We start from the raw sequence: 22,372 nt of genomic DNA on the forward strand, positions 1-22,372 counted from the left end.
CGAGTTGTTTTGGACTTAAACGTGATGCGTATTACAAATACAAATCTAGAGCTGATAAGCGTTTAAAAACAGAACAACAGATTATTGAAATTGTTAGAAAAAGACGCAAATCCCTTCCTAGAGAAGGTGTACGGAAACTTACTAAATCTTTAAATGTAGATTTTACTAAAGCCAATATTAAAGTTGGTAGAGATACTTTGTTTAGCGTGCTTAGAAAACACCAAATGCTGACACTTAGAAAGAAAACTAGTGCCAGAACAACCAATTCTTATCATCGCTTTTATAAATATAACAACATCATAAAAGACTTAGAAATCAATAGAGCTAACCAAGTCTGGGTTAGTGACATAACTTATATTAGAACCGTAAAAGGTTTTTGCTACTTGGCTTTAATTACAGATATGCACTCTCGTAAAATTGTTGGCTATGACCTTAGTGATAGTCTGGAATTAAAAGGTTGTGTAAGAGCATTAAATAAAGCTATTTATCAAGCTAAAGACATTAAACAACTCATTCATCATTCAGACAGAGGTATACAATATTGTAGCAATGTTTACACACAAATACTCAAAAGAAAAAAGATAAATATTAGTATGACCGAAGAAAATCATTGTTACGAAAACGCCATGGCTGAACGTGTAAACGGAATTTTAAAAGACGAGTTTTATCTCGACCAAACCTTTGATAACGTGGCTCACGCAAAGCGGGCTACAAAAAATGCAATTAATTTATACAACGAAATAAGATTACACTTATCTTTAGATTTCAAAACACCTAATATGGTATATAAATTATCAGCGTAAATTCAATTTTAACCTGTAGCCATATTTCAGGACGAGACAGATTTCGTCAACATTGATAATCCCTACGCTTTTACTACTTCGAATTCGTTCAGTTCTATGAGACCAAGATCTCGTTTTCAAGTTGTTGAATTGTTGGTAGTGTTTTCTTTCCAATCCTTTTTTCTTATGAGTAAAAATAAACAATTTTTAGGAATCGATGTTAGTAAAGAAGTCTTAGATGTGTATGATAATCAAGGCAATTGGAGTCAATTTACAAATGATGCATCAGGCTTTAAAGAGCTGTTGTTAATCACAAGCAGCTTAACTCATTGTATAATGGAAGCAACAGGATATTATCATGTACGATTAGCCTATTTTTTATTAGAAAAAGGAATTTTGGTATCGGTAGAAAATCCGTTGAAGGTAAAACGATTTATTCAAATGAATTTATCAAAAGTAAAGACGGATAAGAGTGATGCAAAGCAGTTATATGATTATGGCGTAAGTCAAGCCCCATCTTTATGGAAAGGAGAGAGTAAGGAACAACAAGAATGTTTACAAATAGTACGTTTATTGGGAGTTTACACGAAACAATCTACTCAGTTAAAGAATAAGCTTCATGGCGAATCTGTCTTAGGAAATCCATCAAAAGCTGTAGTTAATTCATTAAAAAGGCATCTAAAAAACATACAAAAAGAGATGTTTAAATTAGAGGAGTTATTGTCAGAGAACGTAAAAAAGAGCTACCAAAATGAAGTGACATTACTAAAGTCTATACCCGGAATAGGAAGCAAGACAGCACTGATGTTATTAGTTTTTACCGATGGGTTTAATCGTTTTACTTCAGCAAAAGAGCTGTGCAGTTACGCAGGTATTACTCCCACTATTAGAGAATCAGGAAGTAGTATAAAGGGAAGACCACGAATAAGTAAAATGGGGAACCCTAAGCTTAGGAATTTATTGTTTATGTGTAGTTTTAATGCTTGTAAATACAACAAAGCATGTCGAGAACTTTATGAACGAATAGTTGCTAAAGGTAAGAGTAAAAAACTTGCTTTAATAGCGGTGTGTAATAAGCTACTAAAACAAGCTTTTGCCATAGTAAAAAGTGGTTTACCTTATGACGCAAATTATAAAAGTACGTTGGTTTAAAAAAGTATAAAATGTATTTGTTTTTTACCTCAGTTCTTTGTTGCCTGTCAGTATTTTTTTTGTTCTTGAATCTCTCCAGTTTCTTTATAAAAAATTTTGCTTATTGGATCTCCGTGTTCATCAATATTTATTAATACTCTTAACTGTCCGCTTTCATAGTAAATTTTCCATTCGCTTTTAGGCGTTGGTTTATCAACGCCACTTAAAAAAAATATACTTTTTAATTGTCCACTCTCATAATAATTTATCCGTTTACCTATCTCTTCTCCTTTCTTATAATTTTTTATGCTTTTTACTTGTCCGTTTTCAAAATAGGATTTCCATTCGCCATCTCTAATATTTTGACTGTAATTACCTTCAGATTCAAGAGAACCATCTTCAAAATACCATTTCCATTTACCTATTTTTTTATTTTTGTCATAAAAATGAGTACCTGCTAAATTTCCATTTTCGTGATAATAGATCCAAGAGCCGTGTTGTTTACCCTCAATGTAATTTCCAGTATAATTCAATTTCCCAGAACTGTAATAGTATTTCCAATCCCCTGTTACTTCATCATCAGTATAGTTTCCGGTGCTTTGTAATTGTCCATTATCATAATAGAATTTCCATTTTCCTTTTTTAGTGCAGCTTTCCAAATTTGGATTGTATTCCTCTCCAGCTTCAACAGCAACAATGCCATTGTTATAGATTTCACAAGCCCCAATAGATTTAACATTTCCATTAGGATAATACTCTTTTTTTTCTTGAGCATAACTTATTAATGAAATCAATAAGCTTATAGTGATTATGGGTAATTTCAATTTACTATTTTTTATTTTAAGTTCAGTCTTTATATTGCAGGCAACACCCAAATATATGGACATTTTAGGGTTCAGACAAGTAAGATCTATTTTAAGTGTGTTGTATCACGAAAGCCTTTTAAATGCTAGTGTTTTATAAAATGTATACTTGTCCTTATTTCGTATATACTTAAGAAGGGATTTAAATTTTTAGGCTGTATTTATATACAGAATATAGACATAATTAAATCTACCTTATTACTGTAATACATAAAAATTTTGTAAGTGCTTGTAATTAAATTCAATTATACAAAATTACGTTGTCGTTTTGCCTCAAAAGTTAAGGTGGATATGGTACCGATACATTCATAGAATCTATCTCTCCTTGCATGGGGTGTTGATATTCTGAGTAGCTTTGTCTCGCCAAACTTGCGTTAACTCTGTAGCTTCAGTACCCACTACCAAAGCAGTAGCCTTAGTATAATCGTTTTTATGGCATTCGTTTGAGTTTTGTAGGGTTAGTATGTTGTGTTTCTTTAAGTACGCTATAATGTCTTCAGAAGTGTTTGTCGCTATCTGATTGGTAAATACACAACCCACACTAGAACGTATAATGTTAGGATTGAATAACTCCGTTTTTGGTATATATACTTCTTTTGTTTTTTCTATGCAGTTATCAGCCTTATGTAGAATTTTGTTTATACTTACAAAAAGAATAATTACTAGCTATTGCTGTTGTTAGGCAAGCAACAGTACTGTTGCTAAACACCAAACACTATTGTTGTTTAACACTAGGTGCTACTGTTTGAATCTTCAAACAAAACCAAAATATGGGGTGTACTAGTTTGTATTAAGCTTCATACAGTAGTGTATGAAGTCACTCGACACTACTGTTATGGTGTAATGATATAGTGGTATATGAAGTTACCATATAGTAGCGTATATTTATTGGTACCGCCAAAGGGTTTAATACCCAGAGGCTTGCCTCGTTTTTTTTCTATAAATACCTTGTGAACTTACTCTGAGGTAGTTTACTTCATAAAAAAAGCTCACCATAGGTGAGCTTTTTTATTTATAATTTTATTAAAAAACTATGCTAACATGGTAACTGGATTCTCTAAATAAGTTTTTAAGGTTTGTAAAAACTGAGCACCAATTGCACCGTCAACTGTTCTGTGATCGCATGCTAAAGTTAATTTCATGGTGTTACCAACTACAATTTCTCCATTTTTAACTACTGGTTTTTGTACAATTGCACCTACCGATAAAATAGCAGAATTAGGTTGGTTAATAATTGAAGTAAAGCTTTCAATACCAAACATTCCTAAGTTAGAAACGGTAAATGTACTTCCTTGCATTTCATTAGGAGTTAGTTTTTTGCTTCTAGCTTTTGATGCTAGTTGACGAACTTCAATATCTATTTGATTGATATTCATGTAATCTGTATTACGAAGAACAGGTACAACTAGACCTTCAGGTACCGCAACGGCTACACCTATATTTATATGTTTATTGTATATTGTTACATCATCATTCCAAGTAGTATTAACTTGAGGGTGTCTTCTCAATGCCATAGCAGAAGCTTTAACCACCATATCATTAAAAGATACTTTTGTTTCTGGCATCTGATTAATAATCTTTCTAGATTCAATAGCATTGTCCATATCTACCTCTATGTTTAAGTAGAAATGAGGAGCGGAGAATTTAGAATTAGCTAGTGCTTTAGCAATAGCTTTACGCATTTGAGAATTCTTAATTTCCTCTACAGATTCTTCTCCTGCAATAGCAAAGTTTGTAACTGCTGAATGAGTTGTAGCTGTACTTGTGGCTACAGGAGCTTCAACTTTAGCAGCAGGAGTATAGTTTTCAACATCTTTTTTGATAATACGACCATTTTCTCCTGAACCGTTAACGTCTGCTAAATTGATTCCTTTATCCTTCGCTATTTTCTTAGCTAAAGGAGAAGCAAAAATACGTCCACCTTTATTATTTGATGTAGTTGCTACTGGAGTAGCCACTGTTTCTGTTTTGTTTTCTTCAACTGCTTTAGGAGCTTCTTCTTGTTTTTCAGAAGAGTCATTATTTAAAGTACCTGCTTTATGAGCTTCTACTAATGATGAAACATCAGTACCAGCTTCACCAATAATAGCTAATAAACTATCTACAGGAGCACTTTCACCTTCTTGAACACCGATATGTAATAAAGTACCTTCATTGAAAGATTCGAACTCCATTGTAGCTTTATCAGTTTCGATTTCAGCTAAAATATCACCTTCCTCAACATTGTCTCCCACTTTTTTTAACCAAGAGGCAACGGTACCTTCAGTCATTGTATCACTTAAACGAGGCATTGTTACTACTTTTACTCCATCAGGTATCGTTGAGTTTATAGTAGTGGTATTTTTTTCTTCAGTTTTAGGAGCTTCTTCCTTAACTTCCGCTTCAGGAGTACTACTTCCATTTAATAATGCTGAAAAATCTTCTCCTTCCTCACCAATAATAGCTAATAAACTATCTACAGGAGCTGTTTCTCCTTCTTGAACACCAATATGTAATAAAGTACCATCGTGGAAAGATTCAAATTCCATCGTAGCTTTATCGGTTTCAATTTCAGCTAAAATATCACCTTCTTCAACTTTATCACCTACTTTCTTTAACCAAGAAGCTACCACTCCTTCTTCCATCGTATCGCTTAAGCGAGGCATGTTTATAATTGTAGCCATAATTTACTTAGATTTTATAAAAGGATAATCTTCTTGTTCATATACCATATCATATAATTGGTTTAGTTCTGGATATGGAGAGTCTTCTGCGAATTTCTCACATTCTTTAACCAAATCTTTTACTTCTTTATCAATTGTTTTAATTTCATCTTCTGAAGCATACTCTTTTTCTTTGATGACTTCTAAAACTTGAGTGATAGGATCTATTTTTTTATACTCTTCAACTTCGTCTTTTGTACGATAATGTTGAGCATCTGACATAGAGTGACCTCTATATCGGTATGTTTTCATTTCTAAGAAAGTAGGACCATCACCACGACGGGCTCTTTGAATAGCTTCATCTACAGCTTCTGCGACTTTGATAGGATTCATTCCATCAACAGGACCGCAAGGCATTTCATACCCTAGTCCTAACTTCCAAATATCAGTATGGTTTGCAGTTCTTTCAACAGAGGTTCCCATGGCATATCCATTGTTTTCAACAATAAACACTACAGGTAATTTCCAGTTCATTGCCATGTTAAAGGTTTCATGTAAAGAACCCTGACGTGCAGCCCCATCACCAAAATAACATAAAGTTACGGCATCACTACCTTTATATTTGTCACCAAAAGCAAGACCAGCTCCTAAAGGAATCTGACCACCTACAATTCCATGACCACCATAAAAACGGTATTCTTTAGAGAAAATATGCATAGAACCTCCCATACCATGAGAAGTACCAGTAGCTTTACCATATAGTTCTGCCATTACGCGCTTAGGGTCTTCACCCATACCGATTGGTTGAACGTGATTACGGTAAGCAGTAATCATTTTATCTTTAGTCAAATCCATTGCATGTAATGAACCTGCTAAAACAGCCTCTTGACCGTTATATAAGTGTAAAAAACCTCTAACTTTTTGTTGAATGTAAACTGCAGCTAGCTTGTCTTCAAACTTTCTCCAAAATAGCATATCTCTATACCAATTGATATAGGTTTCTTTGGTGATTTTCTTCATTATATACTTTAGTTGTTTATTTAAATGTTTGTTTGCTTTGCTTATAGCAAAACGTAGCTACAAAAATAAGTAGTTTTTAGTAATTTAAAAAAACTTATTACTAAAAGTTAAAGAAAGGTTTAAGAAAGGGAAAAGAGATGTAATTACTGTTCTTTCTCTCTAATGACTAGAGCTATTACTTTAGCTCCTCTAGCTAATTGCCATAAGTCAGAAATGACTACTTCATCATAATCATCATAAATAGTGAAGGCTCCTGTATTTGGTCTAAGGCTTCCTTCATCAACTGCTAAAATTTCAATTTTATTAAAACCAAGTTCTAAAGGGATTTTAAACTTTTTTAAACTATGCTTTAAATAGTAATTTTTAATGATAGGCACTCCGTTATTAAAAACAGTTATAATGTCTCCATCTACCTGTCCAAAATCAATAGCATTTATGTTGATGTTTTTAGATTTTGTACGAAAACTTCCTATATCTTTATCTATGAGAGGAATTTTTAAATTAAATTTTTCGGCTTTTTTTTGAAGAGTTATTTTCCTAAGTAACTCAGGGGTTAAAATTCCTTTGTTTTCTAAATCTTTTTGAGCTTGTTTTTTTTGAAGCTCTTTTTGAAGTTCAGAATTAGCTGTTTTAAAGCCATTTGTGTTATTAAAGTCTAACGTTTTAGGTTTTTTAATTTTTTTAGCCGGTGCGGTGATGATTCCAAATGAAGAGTTTCCTTTATTTTTACCACCAGTAGAACCGTCTAATTGTGCAAAACTCTTGGTTGTTATGCTACATAAAAAAAGGATAAAAAATAAATGTATGTTTTTTCTCATAATAAAAATAGAACTTAACAAATATAATGCCGATTTTTATAGCTGTATCTAAATAAAGAGTTAAAACTAATTATTTTACAGGGAAGTCGAAATAAGTTTTAGGAAAAGGCTCTCCACGTAATGTAAAGTGCCACCATTCTTTTATATAAGACCTAAAGCCGTATTTTCGCATTGTTTTTTGTAACAATGTCCTGTTCTTTTTTTGCTCATCGGTTAGGTTTTCGTACATGATGTGAGATGATATGCCAAAAAAGTCAAATGGGCTTCCCATGTCTAGCTCTTCCCCAGTTTTTAAATTAACAATAGTTAAGTCAACAGTACTGCCTCTTGAGTGACCTGATTTAGAAGCAATGTACCCTTGTTTGAATAAGTAACGCTTGTTAACTTCAGGATAATATTGTTCTTTCATTACGGTGTCATTTAGTACTCTTGCCCATTTTACAAAATGATTTACTGCTGTTTGCGGACGATAAGCATCAAATATTTTTAACCCTAGGTTTTTAGTAGCCAGTTCATCTTGGACTTTTTTTAAAGCTTTGGCGGTAGAAGTTGTTGTTATAAGAATATTTTCTTCATATCCATTAACAGGAGTTCCCATAAAGTTGTTGTTATAACAATACCTTAATTCGCCTTGTATTGTTGGAGCAACATCTTTGATATATGAAAAACCTTTGGGTAAACCCTGAGATTGAATTGCTAAGGAAGTAAGCAAAAATAATGTTAAAATCCATTTCATTTGGTAAAAGTAATAAAATGGATTTTAAGAGTTTCTTTCTTAATGAAAGATTAACTTTATTTGTCTAAAAAATCTTGATAAGCATTCTGACTAATAGCTTTTCCTAATGAGTCTAAAGGTTGATAATTACCTTCTTGTATAACAGGTTTGTTGCTTACATAATCATATACAAAAGTTCCATTTTTAGAAATGGTTCCGAAACCTTTATTAAATACATAATGCACATATTGATTTTCAGAGGTGTTAAAAATATTTTTTCCAAATTGAAACTGCTTTGGATTTCCTCCTAACATACCTGTTAAAGTATATGCTAAATCACTCTGAGCACTAAAATTATCAATAGTAATTCCTGTTTTGTTAAGAGCTCCACCTAACCAAACCATTGGGATTTGAAACCTTTTAGGAGAATTAAAATATCCTTTGTGTTTGGGTAATGGATGTCCGTGATCAGATAAAATAACAATTAACGTATTATCCCACCAAGGCTGTTTCTTAGCTTCGTTAATAAATTTACCTATAGCCTTGTCTGTATAAGCTTGTGCGCTTCTGTATAAATTTTCTACTGATTTTTTACCAAACTTGTATTTGCCAGGGAATTCGTAAGGTTCGTGACTGGTAAGTGTAAGAGCTATTTCAAAAAAAGGTTCTTTTAGGGTAGGAGCTGATAAGTCTTTCATAAATCGATCTAAAAAGATATGATCGTGAGCTCCCCATTTTGAATTCCAATTTTCTTTATCAAATTCGGTTCCATCTACAATTTTATCTATTTTACCATTACGTAAGTAGGTAATCATGTTTCCAAAATTACTATCTCCACCATAATAAAAACTAGTATTATAGCCTAGGTTTTTCATTTCTTTGGTAAGTATAGGTAGTTTTCTTGCCTTATATGGAATTTTCATGATGCTTTTTGTTGGCTGAGGATAATAGCCACTTAAAATAGCAGGAACTCCTTTATCTGTTCTGTCTCCATTTCCATAGAAATTGGTAAATAGAATACCTTCTTTAGCTAGCTTGTTTAGATTTACAGTAACATTAGGTTCGCCGCCTAAAGCACCAACAGCTTTTGCTGAAAGACTTTCCCAAATAAGTATAATAACATTTGGTTTTTTTGTGTTTAAAATAGAGTCTGTACTGGCTGTTAAAAGTTGATTTTTAGTGTTATTGATGATGTTTTTAGCAATATCACTTTTATAATGTGTATATGGATTTTTACCATCAGTTTTATGACTAATCGTATTAGCGAAATTCCAAATAAAATTTACTGCAGCATGATTAGCAAACATATTCTTAGAGAAGTACACATTACTTTGGTTAATAGGAATGTTAGCAAAACCACCTCTCATAGGAATAATTAAGCTTGCAATTAAAAGTAAAAATACAGGAGCTTCTAAAAAATGTCTTTTGCTTAATTTGCTAAGAGTTTTGTTTAAGGCCTTGTTAAAAAAGTAAATAGTAGCTACAGAAAGTAATACCCAAGCAAATATTCCGCCAACTAACTGTAAAGTACTCACTGAAGCTAGCATAGCTTTAGGAGTGTTGATGTAATTTAAAACTGTAACATCTATACGAACCCCCCAAAATTTATACAAAGACATGTCTGTTAACATAAATAAGTTGATAACCAAAAGGATTGGGAAGGTATACCCTTTAATAATATAACCAATTATTTTCTTAGGAATCCAGATTGAAAGCAAGATGATTAAAAAAGGAATGGCAGCTAAATAAGCAGCAAAAGAAAAATCTAATTGAATACCGTATAAAAATGTTCTTAAAGTGGTAAAAAAACTTAACTCTGAAGTTTTATCAAAATAATATATTAAAAATAAAAAGCGAGCGAGTAAAAAATATACTACCCACAAGAAATAATATGTAACACTAAAAAGAAACCTGTTTTTAAAGTTAGTCATTGTAGTAAAAAAGAGATTTATTCTGTAACCTTTAAACGAGCTTTGGCTGTTACAGAAATATCAGAATAATCGTTGTTTAAGTATTTTAAATATCCGGCTATTGCAATCATAGCAGCATTATCGGTGGTGTATTCAAATTTAGGAATGTAAGTTGTCCACCCCCAGTGTTTTTCAGCTAAAATTAAGCGTTTTCGTATTTCTGAATTAGCAGAAACCCCACCAGCAATTGCTATGTGTTTGATGCCAGTTTGTTTTACAGTATTTTTAAGCTTATCCATTAATATTTCAATAATAGTATATTGAATAGAAGCGCAGATATCGTTAAGATTTTCTTTAATAAAGTTAGGGTTTTCTTTTACATTCCTTTGTATAAAATATAAGATTCCAGTTTTTAATCCACTAAAACTAAATTCTAAATCACCCACTTTAGGTTTGGTAAATTTAAAAGCTTTAGGATTTCCTAATTGAGCATATTTATCAATTAAAGGTCCGCCAGGATAAGGTAATCCTAATATTTTTGCTGATTTGTCAAAAGCTTCTCCAACCGCATCATCAATCGTTTCACCTAAAATTTCCATTTCAAAATGATTGGTAATTTTTACAATTTGTGTGTGTCCACCGCTAATGGTTAAACAAACAAAAGGAAATGGAGGTGTTTTACTTTCTTCTTCATCAATAAAATGAGCTAAAATATGTGCCTGCATGTGGTTCACATCTATTAAAGGAATGTTTAACCCTAAAGCTAAAGATTTAGCAAAAGAAGTACCAACTAATAAAGAGCCCATTAATCCAGGGCCACGAGTAAAGGCAATAGTATTTAAATTGTGTTTAGTTATGCCAGCTTGTTCAATAGCTTGTTGCACAACAGGAACAATGTTTTGTTGGTGGGCTCTTGAAGCTAGCTCAGGAACCACACCACCGTATTTAGCATGCACTTCTTGGCTTGCAACAACATTACTTAATACTTTTCCGTTACAAATTACTGAAGCACTTGTGTCATCACAAGAACTTTCAATACCTAAAATATAGATGTTTTCTGTACTCAAATCTTTTCGGATTTAGGTTGCAAAAATATTGATATTACGTTAGATTTTCGTTAAAAATAAGATTTCTTTAAAATAAGGCAGCATTTTTGCAGTTTGCTGATTACTTTTGTTAAACAGGATTACAAATAAGGGAAGTTATTAAAAGATTAGGGAATATAGTAGGTAGAATAATAAAGTACGCTGTGCTTTTTTTACTCTTGCTTTTTATTTTACTATCATTACCTATTGTACAAAGTCAACTTGCTAAGTATGCAACTAATTGGGTAAATAAAGAATTCAACACCAATATTGTTGTAAAAAAGATTGATTTGTCTTGGTTTGGAAGTGTTCAGTTAAAAGATATTGAGATTAGAGACCACCACAAAGACACATTAATATTTGTAAATAATTTAAGCACTTCCTTATCAAACGCTAAGCGTGTATTAGAAAATCAAGTAGATTTAGGGGAAGCCTCTTTAGGTGGAGTTCATTTTTATATGAAGACATATAAAGGTGAAAAGAATGATAATATGTCTATTTTCATAGATAGTTTTGAAGATGGAAAACCAAGAGATAGTTTAGCAGCACCGTTTATTCTAAAAAGTGATAAAATTTCCTTAGATGGTTTAACTTTTAAATTACTAGATGAGAATAAAGGAGATCCTCTTGAGTTTGCAGCATACAATGCTGGGGCTGAGTTAAATGATTTTTCAATTGTTGGACCTGATGTTTCTATGAAAATAAGGAACATGTTTTTTACAGGAAATAGAGGAGTAAATGTGTCGAATTTATCCACTGACTTTACATATACAAGGTCCTTTATGGATTTTAAGAACACAACATTAGAAACAGATAATAAAACCAAGCTTCAAGCTAAAATTAAGTTTACCTACAACCGAAAAGACTTTGTGAACTTTAATGATAAGGTAAGAATAAAAGCAAAGTTTCAAGAAAGTGTAGTTTCAGTAAAAGATTTAAATAAACTTTACAATGAAATTGGTGGGCAGGACTTTCTATATATAAGCGGAGATATTGATGGTGTACTAAATAATTTCAGTGCTAATAATGTAAGAGTACATTCAAAGGGAGGTATGAGAATTATTGGAAATATGGGATTTGTTAATGCTGTTAAAACCAGTAGAGGTTTTGTTTTTGATGCAGACTTAGATAATCTTACCGCAAATTATTACCAATTAAGAAATGTACTACCAAATTTATTAGGAAGAACATTGCCAACGGAATTTCAAAGACTAGGTAATTTTACGTTGAATGGAATAGTGAGAGTAACACCACAACAAATGGATGCTACTGTATCAGTAAAATCAGAGATAGGGACTGCAATTTCTGATTTACAGTTAACAAATATTGATAATATTGATGCAGCAAAATACACAGGTGAGGTTGAGTTTAAAAATTTTGATCTTGGTGTTTTTGCAAATGACCCTGTATTAGGAACCGTTTCATTAAAAGCAGATGTAAATGGTAGTGGGTTTAATGTTGATAATGTTAATACCATAATTATAGGAAAAGTAAGTAGTTTATTTTTTAATGAATATGAGTATAAAAATTTACAGGTAAACGGACAGTTTCAAAACAAAAAGTTTGATGGTTTGCTAAATGCAGAAGATGATAATTTTAAATTAAAATTTGAAGGGTTAGCCGATTTTTCATCAGAAATTAACAAATTTGACTTTATTGCGAATGTTGATAGAATTGATTTGAAAAAAACAAACTTATTCACTCGTGATAGTATCTCTGAGTTAAAAGGGAATATTAACTTAAATATTTCAGGGAATACATTTGACGATATTGTAGGAAAAGCAACTTTTAAAAACCTAGTATACACAAATCAAAAACAGAGCTATCCTTTTAAGAGTTTTGAAGTAAACTCATCTGTAAAAGATAGTATAAAAACGATTGAAGTAAACTCAGAAGATATTGTAAAAGGAAGTGTAAAAGGTAAGTTTTCTTTTGAAGAATTACTGCCAATAACCCAAAACGCTTTAGGTAGCGTATATACGAACTACCGCCCTCACGAAGTGGCACCAAATCAATTTTTAGATTTTGATTTCACAATTTATAATCAAATTATCGATGTGTTTTTACCAAATATTTCAATAGGAAAAAATACAAGATTAAAAGGACGCATTAATTCAGATAAAAACTCACTAAAACTTACATTTGAGTCTCCAGAAATAAATGCATATAAAAATATAATTGAAGGAGTAGTGTTAAGGCTGGATAATAAAAACCCACTATATAACACTCACTTAACAGCAAAAAAAGTCAATACAAAGTATTATAATATTGAAAAGCTAAACCTGTTAAACCGTACTCAAAATGATACATTATTTTTTAAATCGGTTTTTAAAGGAGGGAAAGATTATGGCGAGAGTTTTAATTTAGATTTTTTTTATACAATTAATGAGCTACAAAAATCTGTTGTAGGAATTCAAAAATCGACATTATATTACAAAGGTTTTGATTGGGAAGTAAATCCTAATGACGATAAGAATAATAAAGTGACATTTGATTTGCAAAAGGATGATTTTACAATTAGTCCATTTGTTTTTAAATCAGGAGAACAAAAAATAGATTTTAAAGGAATTGTAAGGGATAGTACCTACAAAGACATACAAGCTAACTTTAATAAAGTAAAACTAGCTAGCTTTTTACCCCCAGTAGATAGTTTAAAACTAGATGGAAAACTAAATGGTACATTAGAGTTCAAACAAGAAAATAAAACAGTAGCTCCTAAAGGGAGTTTGTATGTTGAGGATTTTTATATAAACAATTACTCACAAGGAAATTTAGCGTTGAATGTTACAGGAGATAATTCCTACGAAAAATATGACGTCAACTTATATTTAGAAAGTGAAAACGCAAAAAACATTTCAGCTACAGGAGAAGTTGACTTTTCAAGAGAAAGACCAATTATAGATTTAGATATTTACCTGAAAGAGTATGATATTGGAGCTTTCGGACCGTTAGGAGAAGGTGTCTTATCTAAACTAAGAGGAAAAGTAACAGGAGATTTTACGGCAAAAGGTTATTTAAGAAACCCAGATTTTAATGGAGTTCTAAACTTTGAAAATGCAGGATTAGCTTTTCCGTATTTAAACGTAGATTTTGATTTAAAAGGAAACACGAGCGTAGTTTTAGATAAACAAGAATTTGTTTTTAAAGACATAATATTAGAGGATACAAAATACCTAACACAGGGAGATTTATCAGGAAGTATTGTGCATCAAAATTTTGAAGACTGGTTCTTGAATTTTGATATTAATACTCAAAATTTACTGATTTTAGATACACAAGAGACAGAAGAATCTCAATATTACGGAACTGGGTTTTTAGACGGTGAAGCAAAAATTAGAGGACTTACCAGCTATTTAGATATAGAGGTTAATGGAAGAACAAATAAAGGAACTCTTTTTGTAATTCCGTTAAGTGATGTTAAAACAATAGATAATTATAAGTTAATCCGATTTAAAACAGGAGAAGAAGAAGAGGGATCAAAAGGGAAAGTTATTGGTGATATAAAAGGACTTGATTTAAGATTAGATTTAGCTGTAACAAAAGATGCTGTAGCTCAAGTAGTAATTGATAAAGTTTCGGGAAGTGAATTAAAAGGAAGTGGTGAAGGAAATCTTAGAATAGATATTGATACAAGAGGGAAATTTAATATGTTCGGAGATTTTACGGTAGATAATGGTTTTTACAACTTCAAGTATGCAGGAATAACAAAGCCTTTTATAGTACAAAAAGGAGGAACTATTTCTTGGAATGGAGATCCTTATGAAGCTGATTTAGATATAACAGCAGTTTATAGAACCAAAGCAAACCCAGCACAGTTATTAGATAATATCAATTCAAATCGTAAAATTCCAATTGACTTATACACAAAAATTACAGGAGGATTATTTAGTTCAAAACAAGAGTTTGATATTAAAATACCAAATGCAAATTCAACAGTAAGTTCAGAGTTAGAGTTTTTATTAAACGAGAATGATTTAAATACAAAAATGCAACATTTCTCGTTTTTATTAGCTTTTGGTACATTTTATAATGCGGATGCTATTGGTAATAGTGCAAGTTCAGGAATTACAGGAACAGCCTCTGAAATTGCCTCAAGTATTTTAACAAATATGTTAAATAGCGATGGAAACAAATTTCAATTAGGAGTTGGGTATACGCAAGGAGATAGGGGAAATGTTGATAACCTTAATTCGGATGATCAAGTAGATGTGTCTGTGTCAACGCAGTTAACTGATAGAGTGTTGGTTAATGGTAAAGTAGGGGTGCCAGTAGGAACTAATACACAAACTAGTGTTGTTGGAGAAGTAAAAGTAGAAGTTCTTTTAAATGAAGAAGGTAACTTAAGAGGTACGGTATTTAACCGTCAAAATGAAGTGCAATATTCTACCGAAGAAGAAGGGTATACGCAAGGAATAGGTATCTCATACCAAGTTAATTTTAATAACTTGCGCGACTTAGGAAGAAAATTAGGGTTGAATAAAAAAAGAGTAAAAAGAGATACTTTAAAAGATAGTATTCCGCCAAAAAAGAAAAAAGGGCTGATAAACTTTAAATCTAAAGAGAAAAAATAACCAAACTATTTTATGAGTAGAACAAGTAAGGATTACCTTGTAATCATGTTAAAAGGAATGGCTATGGGAGCTGCAGATGTAGTTCCAGGTGTTTCAGGAGGTACCATCGCTTTTATTTCAGGGATTTATGAAGAGCTATTAGGCTCTATAAGTAATATCAATATAAAATTACTTAAAACCTTACAAAAAGAAGGTTTTAAATCAGCGTGGAAACAGGTAAACGGTAATTTTTTAGTATCTCTTTTTGTTGGGATTTTTATTAGTATCGTTTCGTTAGCAAAAATGATTTCTTGGTTATTAGTAAATCACCCAATTTTAGTATGGTCTTTTTTCTTTGGCTTAGTATTAGCAAGCGTTATTTATATAGCAAAACAGGTAACTCAATGGAATCTTGTTTCAGGAGTTCTATTAATTTTAGGAGCGATACTCGCTTACTATATAACAACATTAAACCCACTAGTTTCAGAACATTCATCAATGTCGTTTATGTTTTTAGCAGGCGCTATAGCAATTTGTGCAATGATTTTACCAGGTATTTCAGGGTCTTTTATTTTGGTGTTATTAGGGGCCTATAAACCAGTTTTAGCAGCTGTAAATAACCGTGATTTTACAACTATAACATTTGTTGCTTTAGGAGCAATAGTAGGCTTGCTAACGTTTTCAAGAGTTTTGAAATACTTGTTTTCAAATTATAAAAATTATACGCTAGTTGTGTTAACAGGGTTTATTATAGGTTCATTAAATAAAATCTGGCCATGGAAAAAAGTACTGACTTATAGAACCAATTCTCATGGAGAACAAGTTCCTTTTAATGAGTTATCTATTTCTCCGTTTTCTTATGATGGAAACCCTCAATTAATGTATGCAACTGTGTTGGCCTTAATTGGTTTCGGACTTATTTTATTACTAGAAAAAATAGCAGTAAAAAAGCATTAGAAAATAACTAACTTAGCGTTCTAATTAAACAGCATGAGCATGTATAAAGAGCGCACGCTATCACAAAAAATAAATCTTTTTTTAAAAGGATTGATAATGGGAGGAGCTAATAAAGTGCCGGGAGTTTCTGGTGGTATGGTGGCTTTTGTGATGGGGTTTTATGAAGAACTTATTTATACTTTTCAAAGAATAAATGGTAAAGCTTTTAAATTGTTGCTTAACGGTCGTTTTAAAAGTTTTGCTAGTTATACCAATTTACAGTTTTTAGTATGGGTAATGGGAGGAAGTATGTTTAGCTACTTCAGTGTTTCTCTTGTTTTAGATTACTTCTTAAGAAATTATCAACTATATGTATGGTCATGGTTCTTTGGAATGATTATAGGCTCCATTTACTACATATCAAAAGATTTTGGAGATTGGAAACCTAAAACTATTTTAGGGTTACTAATAGGAGTTTCAGTAGGTGTCTCCATAAGTTTTATGACACCAGCAACAGAAAATGACAACTTGTGGTTTGTGTTTCTATGTGGGATAATAGGAGTCTCAGGAATGACATTACCAGGGCTTTCAGGCTCATTTATTCTCATATTATTAGGGAACTATGTGATGCTGTTGGTAGATAGTGTAAATGTGCTAGGGAATGTAATAGCCAACCTATTGTCTGGAAACTTTGAAGTATTAAATGATCAGGTAAAAGTACGTTACTTAAAAATTATAGGAGTTTTTACAGCAGGTTCAGCGTTTGGTCTTGTGTCTATTTCACATGTTTTGGGTTATGTTTTAAAAAGATGGCATCAAATTGTAACAGCAATTATCATAGGTTTTATTACAGGATCATTAGGGGTTGTTTGGCCATGGAAAGAAACTATTTATAAGAAAGAAGAAGGTGCATTTTTGTTAGATCAAAGCGGAAATAAAATTATAGAAAATTACCAAAGATTTATTCCGAATTTTAACAATCAAGAAACATGGATTTCAATAGGATTTATTATTATTGGAGTTGCATTAATATTAATTATTGATTTTTATGACCAAAAAAGAAAATAAGCATTTATATGCTTTAGTAGGAAAGAACATTTCGTACTCATTTTCTCGTGGATATTTTACCGAAAAGTTTGAAAAATTAGATTTAAAAAATCATGAGTATATCAATTTTGATATTCAATCTATACACGAACTTCCTCAAAAAATAAAAGAAAATAAAAAGCAGTTAAAAGGAATGAATGTGACCATTCCGTACAAACTAGATGTTTTTAATTTTTTAGATAGAATAGATAAGAAAGCCTTAAAAGTAGGAGCGGTCAATACTATTAAAATTACTAAAAAAGGAAGGTTAAAAGGATATAATACTGATGTGTATGGTTTTAAAAAGTCACTAAAACCATTGCTAAAAAAACATCATAAAAAAGCCTTGATCTTAGGAACAGGAGGTGCTTCAAAAGCAGTAGCTTTTGCATTTGAAAGTCTAGGGATGAAGTATAAATATGTATCGAGAACTCCTGAAGGAAAAAAACAGATTTCGTATCAAGATATTACTAAAGAACTTACTGAGTCATACTCTGTTATTGTAAACTGTACACCTCTAGGTACACACCCAAATGTAGAGAACTGCCCAGATATTCCGTATGAATTTTTGTCAGACAAACACCTGTTATATGACTTAATATACAATCCATCAGAAACCACTTTTTTACGCAAAGGAAAAAAACAGGGAACAACCATAAAAAACGGATTAGAGATGTTAGAACTTCAAGCAGAGAAAGCTTGGAAAATATGGAACAATAGCTAAAATTTTAAAAACTAAAATAAAATTTGCTATTCTCTAAGAATCCTTATCTTTATAATCTAAATCAAAGGAACTTAAACATTGTAGATATGTTAGAAAATAACGAAGAGAAAGTAGAAAAGCCAATTACAGAAGAGCAAGCGAAGACAAATGAAGAAACTGAAAATGCTGTTAATGAGGTTGAAAATGAAGTAGCCAATGAATCTGAAAAAGCAGATGAAAAGCACGAAATCCCCATGCTTGATTATGCTTCGATGGAGTTAGAAAAATTGGTAGATGAATTAAAAAAATTGCTTAAAAGCCACCCAATTCAGCAACTAAAATCAAATGTAGATGCTATTAAAACAGCATTTAACTCTAAGTTTGGAGCTTTACTAGCAAAGAAAAAAGAAGCATTTTTAGCCGATGGAGGAAATTCTATAGATTTTCAATTTTCTAGCCCAATAAAAACAGAATACAACAAATTATTAGGTGAATATAAAGCCAAACGTGACGCATACTATTCTCAGTTAGAAAAACAATTAAAAGAAAACTTAGAGAGAAGAAATAATTTGATTGAAGAATTAAAATCTTTAATTAAAAATGCTGATCCTAAAACGATGTATCATGATTTTCAAGAAATTCAAAATCGTTGGAAAAGTATAGGAGCAGTACCAAAAACAAAGTATAACGACACATGGAGAACTTATCACCACCATGTAGAGCGTTTTTATGATTTACTACATTTAAATAAAGACTTTAGAGAGTTAGATTTCAAACATAATCTAGAAGAAAAACTACGATTAATTGAAAGAGCAGAGGCCTTAAATGAAGTAGAAGATGTTAATGTAGCTTTTAAAGAGTTGCAAGAATTACATCGTATGTGGAAAGAAGATATAGGACCAGTATCAAGAGAGCACAGAGAAGATGTTTGGGGTAGGTTTAGTGAAGCTACTAAGAAGATTCACGACAGACGTCATCAACATTACAGAGAGCTAAAGTCAAAGCATCAAGAAATGATTGATGCGAAATTGGCAGTTGCTGCTGAAATAAGTGCATACGATACATCAAATAATAAAACACATAACGATTGGCAAAAAAGTATTGCAGAAATAGAAAAACTGCGTAAAAAATACTTTGACATAGGAAAGCTGCCTTATAGTAAAAGTGAAGCAGTTTGGCAAGAATTTAAAGTAGCTACAAAAAAATTCAATACAGCGAAAAATGCTTTTTATAAGGAAGAAAAAAGTTCTCAAAATGAGAATTTAAAGAAGAAGATGGAGTTGGTAGAACTAGCTGAAAGTTTAAAAGAGAGTGAAGATTGGAGCGAAACTACTAATACTATGAAACGTATTCAGGCTGATTGGAAAAAAATAGGGCATGTACCTAGAAAGTTTTCTGATGATATTTGGAAACGTTTTAAAAATGCTTGTAATCATTATTTTGACAGACTACACGCTCGTAAAAATGAGCAGAATAAAGAGCAGTTAGCTGTAGTAGAAACTAAAAAAGAGTTTATAGAACAAATTAAAACGGCTGAAATATCTAACGAAGAAGATGTAGAAAAAACGTTAGCTGATTGGAGAGCGTTAGGAGCGTTGCCAAGAAATGCACGTTACTTAGACGAAAAATTCAATAAAGCAATGGATGCTCACTTAGATAAACTAGATATGAGTAGAATTGATATTGAAATGATGAAGTTTAAAGGTGTTGTTGATGCATATTTATCACAAGAAGACTACAGAAAACTAGATAGTGAACAGTTCTTTATTAGAAAGAGAATAGATGAAACTGTACGTGAGATGCAACAGTTAGAAAATAATTTAAGTTTTATTTCAAACGCTACAGAAGACAATCCTTTAGTACAAAATGTTCGTAATGGAATACAAGAGTTTAAAGATCAATTAGATCTTTGGCAAGAAAAACTAGATTATTTAAGAAGATTAGATTACTAAGTAATAATGTATAGTTAAAGAAAAACTCGAACCAGATAAGGTTCGAGTTTTTTTATATCTAATTTTTGGTAAGTCTTTTTGCTATGGTAAGTTCAATTATAGATAGAATGATAATAATTGAGACTTCAACTAAAATATATATCCACCCTATACTTGTGATTGTTTTATAATGATAGAATGCTGCTCCAATAGAAAGACAACAATATAGCAGATTTAATATGGCAATTCCTTTTAAAAAAGGTTTTAGTTCATTGTGTATTTTTTGATAACTGTAAAAATCGTAGACAGCAAAAAATATAGGTAATACAGCTAGTAAATAAAGTGTTGAAGGTGCGATGCCTATAATACTTTCAAGATTTACCAATATTACTCCTAATAAAAAAGCTGATAGAACTGCTCCTAATCCGTCAATTAAGAACAGTTTTTTAGGGTTAAGTGTAAGGCTTTTTTAGTAACTGTTTAATCATAAAAGGTAAAATACAGCTATTTTAAACGGATTTAAAGTTAACATAATAATTCTTGTCAACTTTAATAGAGTCTCCTTTAATAGTTTTTACTTGCCAATTCTCAGTAGGATGTAATAATTCAGATTTTCCGTTAATAATTACTTTTAAAGGCATGTTAAACCCTTTTACCACATTACCCCAACGATACTTTAAAGTATTATTTTCAACCTTGTACTCAAATTCAGGAATTTTCACTGTACGTAAATATTGGTCGAATACTTTACTTAAATCAATTCCTGATTTTTCAATCATATATTTTTCAACTTCTTGTGTAGTTACTGTTTGGTGGTAAAAGTCAGCATTTAATCCACGTAAAATTTGTCGCCATTTTTCATCGTTGTTTATTAACTGACGAATAGTATGTAACATGTTGGCACCTTTATAATACATATCACCAGAACCTTCATCATTTACATCATAATTGCCAATAATTGGAATGTCGTTTTGAATTGCATTTCGAGTTCCAATAACATATGCTGCAGAAGCTTCTTTACCGTAGTAATAATCTAAAAATAAGTTTTCTGAATACGCAGTAAAACTTTCATGAATCCACATATCAGCAATATCTACATTGGTAATATTGTTAGCAAACCATTCATGACCCGCTTCATGGATAATAATAAAATCAAACTTTAGCCCCCAACCAGTTCCAGATAAATCTCTACCTAAATATCCATTTTTATATTGATTACCATAGGTAACTGAACTTTGATGTTCCATTCCTAAATACGGAACTTCTACCAGCTTAAAGCCATCTTCGTAAAAAGGATATTTACCAAACCAATGCTCAAAAGCTTTCATCATTTTAGGAGCATCTTTAAATTGCTTTTTAGCTTTTTTTAGGTTGTCATGTAATACATAATAATTCATGTCTAGCTCTCCATCTTCACCGTTATACTTTTCAGAAAAATGAACATAATCTCCAATATTAACGTTAACACCATAATTATTAATTGGGTTATCAACAAACCAATGATATGTTGTAGTATTATCATTATGTTGTTCGATGTTACGTAGACGTCCGTTAGAAACATCCATTAGGTTTTTAGGTACACGAACGCTAATAGCCATAGAATCTACTTCATCATACATATGATCTTTATTTGGCCACCAAATACTAGCACCTAACCCTTGACAAGATGTGGCTACAAAATGATTCCCATTACTGTCTTTTTTCCAAGAAAAACCACCGTCCCAAGGAGCTCTGATAGCTTCTTTAGGATTTCCTTCATAATACACATCAATAGAATTTATTGATCCTTTCTTTTGAGGATATTTTAGTTGAATAAAATGGGCATTTCCTTCAGAAACAACTTGTAGTTCTTCATTGTTTTGAGTGACTTTAGTAATTTTTAAAGGAGGTTGTAAATCTATTTGTAAAACTTGATGAGGTTTTAAAACTTTGTATTGTACCGTGTTTTTTCCTTCAATAAATTTTTTATCAGGATTCACAGCTACGTTAAGATGATAATATGTTAAATCCCACCACAATCTTTCAGGAGTAATAGAACCACGTAAAGAATCTTGACGAGTAAACTTCTCAGTATTTGAAAATAAAGATGTGTTTTTTTGAGCTGTTAAAGAAGAACATCCGACAATTAAAATAGCCAAAGATGTCATAAAAACAGATAAAGAAAATGGTTTTTTATACATAGTGTTTATTCTTGAAAGAT

Annotated in this window: 16 protein-coding genes; 7 read left to right on the forward strand and 9 right to left on the reverse strand. The window is 31.5% G+C overall.

The window, feature by feature from the left end; all coding sequences use genetic code 11:
• Together Q4517_RS02945 and Q4517_RS02950 are read left to right on the forward strand one after the other, a co-directional pair.
• On the forward strand, positions 1-803 hold an 803-nt coding region (locus Q4517_RS02945; RefSeq protein ID WP_303506057.1), incomplete at its 5' end, for an IS3 family transposase.
• 165 nt (positions 804-968) lie between these two features.
• Positions 969-1,934, forward strand: coding sequence for an IS110 family transposase (locus Q4517_RS02950; RefSeq protein ID WP_303506059.1), 966 nt, complete (start codon positions 969-971; stop codon positions 1,932-1,934).
• A gap of 47 nt (positions 1,935-1,981) precedes the next feature.
• On the opposite strand, the gene Q4517_RS02955 is transcribed toward Q4517_RS02950, so the two are convergent.
• The 8 genes from Q4517_RS02955 to tsaD form a co-directional block, all read right to left on the reverse strand.
• Complete coding sequence (locus tag Q4517_RS02955) at positions 1,982-2,737, reverse strand: toxin-antitoxin system YwqK family antitoxin (protein ID WP_303506062.1); 756 nt, start codon at positions 2,735-2,737, stop codon at positions 1,982-1,984.
• Between the two features lie 354 nt (positions 2,738-3,091).
• Positions 3,092-3,316 (reverse strand): hypothetical protein, encoded by a 225-nt coding sequence (locus Q4517_RS02960; protein ID WP_408034047.1) that lies wholly within the window; start codon positions 3,314-3,316, stop codon positions 3,092-3,094.
• A 491-nt stretch (positions 3,317-3,807) separates the two neighbouring features.
• Entirely contained in the window at positions 3,808-5,439 is a 1,632-nt protein-coding gene (locus Q4517_RS02965; RefSeq protein ID WP_303506063.1) for a pyruvate dehydrogenase complex dihydrolipoamide acetyltransferase, read from the reverse strand.
• A gap of 3 nt (positions 5,440-5,442) precedes the next feature.
• A complete protein-coding gene (gene pdhA, locus Q4517_RS02970) occupies positions 5,443-6,438 on the reverse strand; it encodes a pyruvate dehydrogenase (acetyl-transferring) E1 component subunit alpha (protein ID WP_303506065.1) in 996 nt (331 codons plus the stop codon).
• Positions 6,439-6,581: 143 nt separating this feature from the next.
• Positions 6,582-7,256, reverse strand: coding sequence for a hypothetical protein (locus Q4517_RS02975; protein WP_303506067.1), 675 nt, complete (start codon positions 7,254-7,256; stop codon positions 6,582-6,584).
• Positions 7,257-7,326: 70 nt separating this feature from the next.
• The gene (locus Q4517_RS02980) at positions 7,327-7,992 is read right to left on the reverse strand and encodes a M15 family metallopeptidase (protein ID WP_303506070.1); all 666 of its coding nucleotides are present in this window, start codon (positions 7,990-7,992) and stop codon (positions 7,327-7,329) included.
• 56 nt (positions 7,993-8,048) lie between these two features.
• Positions 8,049-9,902: an LTA synthase family protein gene (locus tag Q4517_RS02985; protein ID WP_303506072.1), complete on the reverse strand. Its 1,854-nt coding sequence runs from the start codon at positions 9,900-9,902 to the stop codon at positions 8,049-8,051.
• Between the two features lie 17 nt (positions 9,903-9,919).
• Positions 9,920-10,948, reverse strand: a complete 1,029-nt coding sequence (gene tsaD, locus Q4517_RS02990; RefSeq protein WP_303506074.1) for a tRNA (adenosine(37)-N6)-threonylcarbamoyltransferase complex transferase subunit TsaD — start codon at positions 10,946-10,948, stop codon at positions 9,920-9,922.
• A gap of 182 nt (positions 10,949-11,130) precedes the next feature.
• Between tsaD and Q4517_RS02995 the strand changes: the two genes are divergently transcribed.
• The 5 genes from Q4517_RS02995 to Q4517_RS03015 all read left to right on the forward strand — a co-directional run bounded on the left by Q4517_RS02995 (position 11,131) and on the right by Q4517_RS03015 (position 20,193).
• Positions 11,131-15,537: a translocation/assembly module TamB domain-containing protein gene (locus Q4517_RS02995; RefSeq protein ID WP_303506076.1), complete on the forward strand. Its 4,407-nt coding sequence runs from the start codon at positions 11,131-11,133 to the stop codon at positions 15,535-15,537.
• A gap of 12 nt (positions 15,538-15,549) precedes the next feature.
• Positions 15,550-16,473, forward strand: coding sequence for a DUF368 domain-containing protein (locus tag Q4517_RS03000; protein WP_303506078.1), 924 nt, complete (start codon positions 15,550-15,552; stop codon positions 16,471-16,473).
• Positions 16,474-16,512: 39 nt separating this feature from the next.
• Positions 16,513-17,520, forward strand: a complete 1,008-nt coding sequence (locus tag Q4517_RS03005; RefSeq protein WP_303506080.1) for a DUF368 domain-containing protein — start codon at positions 16,513-16,515, stop codon at positions 17,518-17,520.
• Positions 17,501-18,262 (forward strand): shikimate dehydrogenase, encoded by a 762-nt coding sequence (locus Q4517_RS03010; RefSeq protein WP_303506082.1) that lies wholly within the window; start codon positions 17,501-17,503, stop codon positions 18,260-18,262. The genes Q4517_RS03005 and Q4517_RS03010 overlap by 20 nt, the downstream gene beginning before the upstream one ends.
• An 86-nt stretch (positions 18,263-18,348) precedes the next feature.
• Entirely contained in the window at positions 18,349-20,193 is a 1,845-nt protein-coding gene (locus tag Q4517_RS03015; RefSeq protein WP_303506084.1) for a DUF349 domain-containing protein, read from the forward strand.
• Between the two features lie 488 nt (positions 20,194-20,681).
• Here Q4517_RS03015 and Q4517_RS03020 read toward each other — a convergent pair whose 3' ends face one another.
• Positions 20,682-22,352 carry a M1 family metallopeptidase gene (locus Q4517_RS03020; protein ID WP_303506085.1) on the reverse strand — a complete coding sequence of 557 codons (1,671 nt, stop codon included), beginning with the start codon at positions 22,350-22,352 and terminating at the stop codon, positions 20,682-20,684.
• Positions 22,353-22,372: the final 20 nt, after the last annotated feature.

Origin of the sequence: Tenacibaculum sp. 1_MG-2023 (assembly GCF_030547425.1) — a bacterium.
In the GTDB taxonomy this organism is placed as follows: Bacteria; Bacteroidota; Bacteroidia; order Flavobacteriales; family Flavobacteriaceae; genus Polaribacter.

Excerpts from the sequence above, each read along its gene's own strand:
- Q4517_RS02950 (WP_303506059.1), top strand. The coding sequence starts at position 969 with ATGAGTAAAAATAAACAATTTTTAGGAATCGATGTTAGTAAAGAAGTC.
- Q4517_RS02965 (WP_303506063.1), bottom strand. The coding sequence starts at position 5,439 with ATGGCTACAATTATAAACATGCCTCGCTTAAGCGATACGATGGAAGAA.
- pdhA (WP_303506065.1), bottom strand. The coding sequence starts at position 6,438 with ATGAAGAAAATCACCAAAGAAACCTATATCAATTGGTATAGAGATATG.
- Q4517_RS02975 (WP_303506067.1), bottom strand. The coding sequence starts at position 7,256 with ATGAGAAAAAACATACATTTATTTTTTATCCTTTTTTTATGTAGCATA.
- Q4517_RS02980 (WP_303506070.1), bottom strand. The coding sequence starts at position 7,992 with ATGAAATGGATTTTAACATTATTTTTGCTTACTTCCTTAGCAATTCAA.
- Q4517_RS02985 (WP_303506072.1), bottom strand. The coding sequence starts at position 9,902 with ATGACTAACTTTAAAAACAGGTTTCTTTTTAGTGTTACATATTATTTC.
- Q4517_RS03000 (WP_303506078.1), top strand. The coding sequence starts at position 15,550 with ATGAGTAGAACAAGTAAGGATTACCTTGTAATCATGTTAAAAGGAATG.
- Q4517_RS03005 (WP_303506080.1), top strand. The coding sequence starts at position 16,513 with ATGTATAAAGAGCGCACGCTATCACAAAAAATAAATCTTTTTTTAAAA.
- Q4517_RS03010 (WP_303506082.1), top strand. The coding sequence starts at position 17,501 with ATGACCAAAAAAGAAAATAAGCATTTATATGCTTTAGTAGGAAAGAAC.
- Q4517_RS03015 (WP_303506084.1), top strand. The coding sequence starts at position 18,349 with ATGTTAGAAAATAACGAAGAGAAAGTAGAAAAGCCAATTACAGAAGAG.
- Q4517_RS03020 (WP_303506085.1), bottom strand. The coding sequence starts at position 22,352 with ATGTATAAAAAACCATTTTCTTTATCTGTTTTTATGACATCTTTGGCT.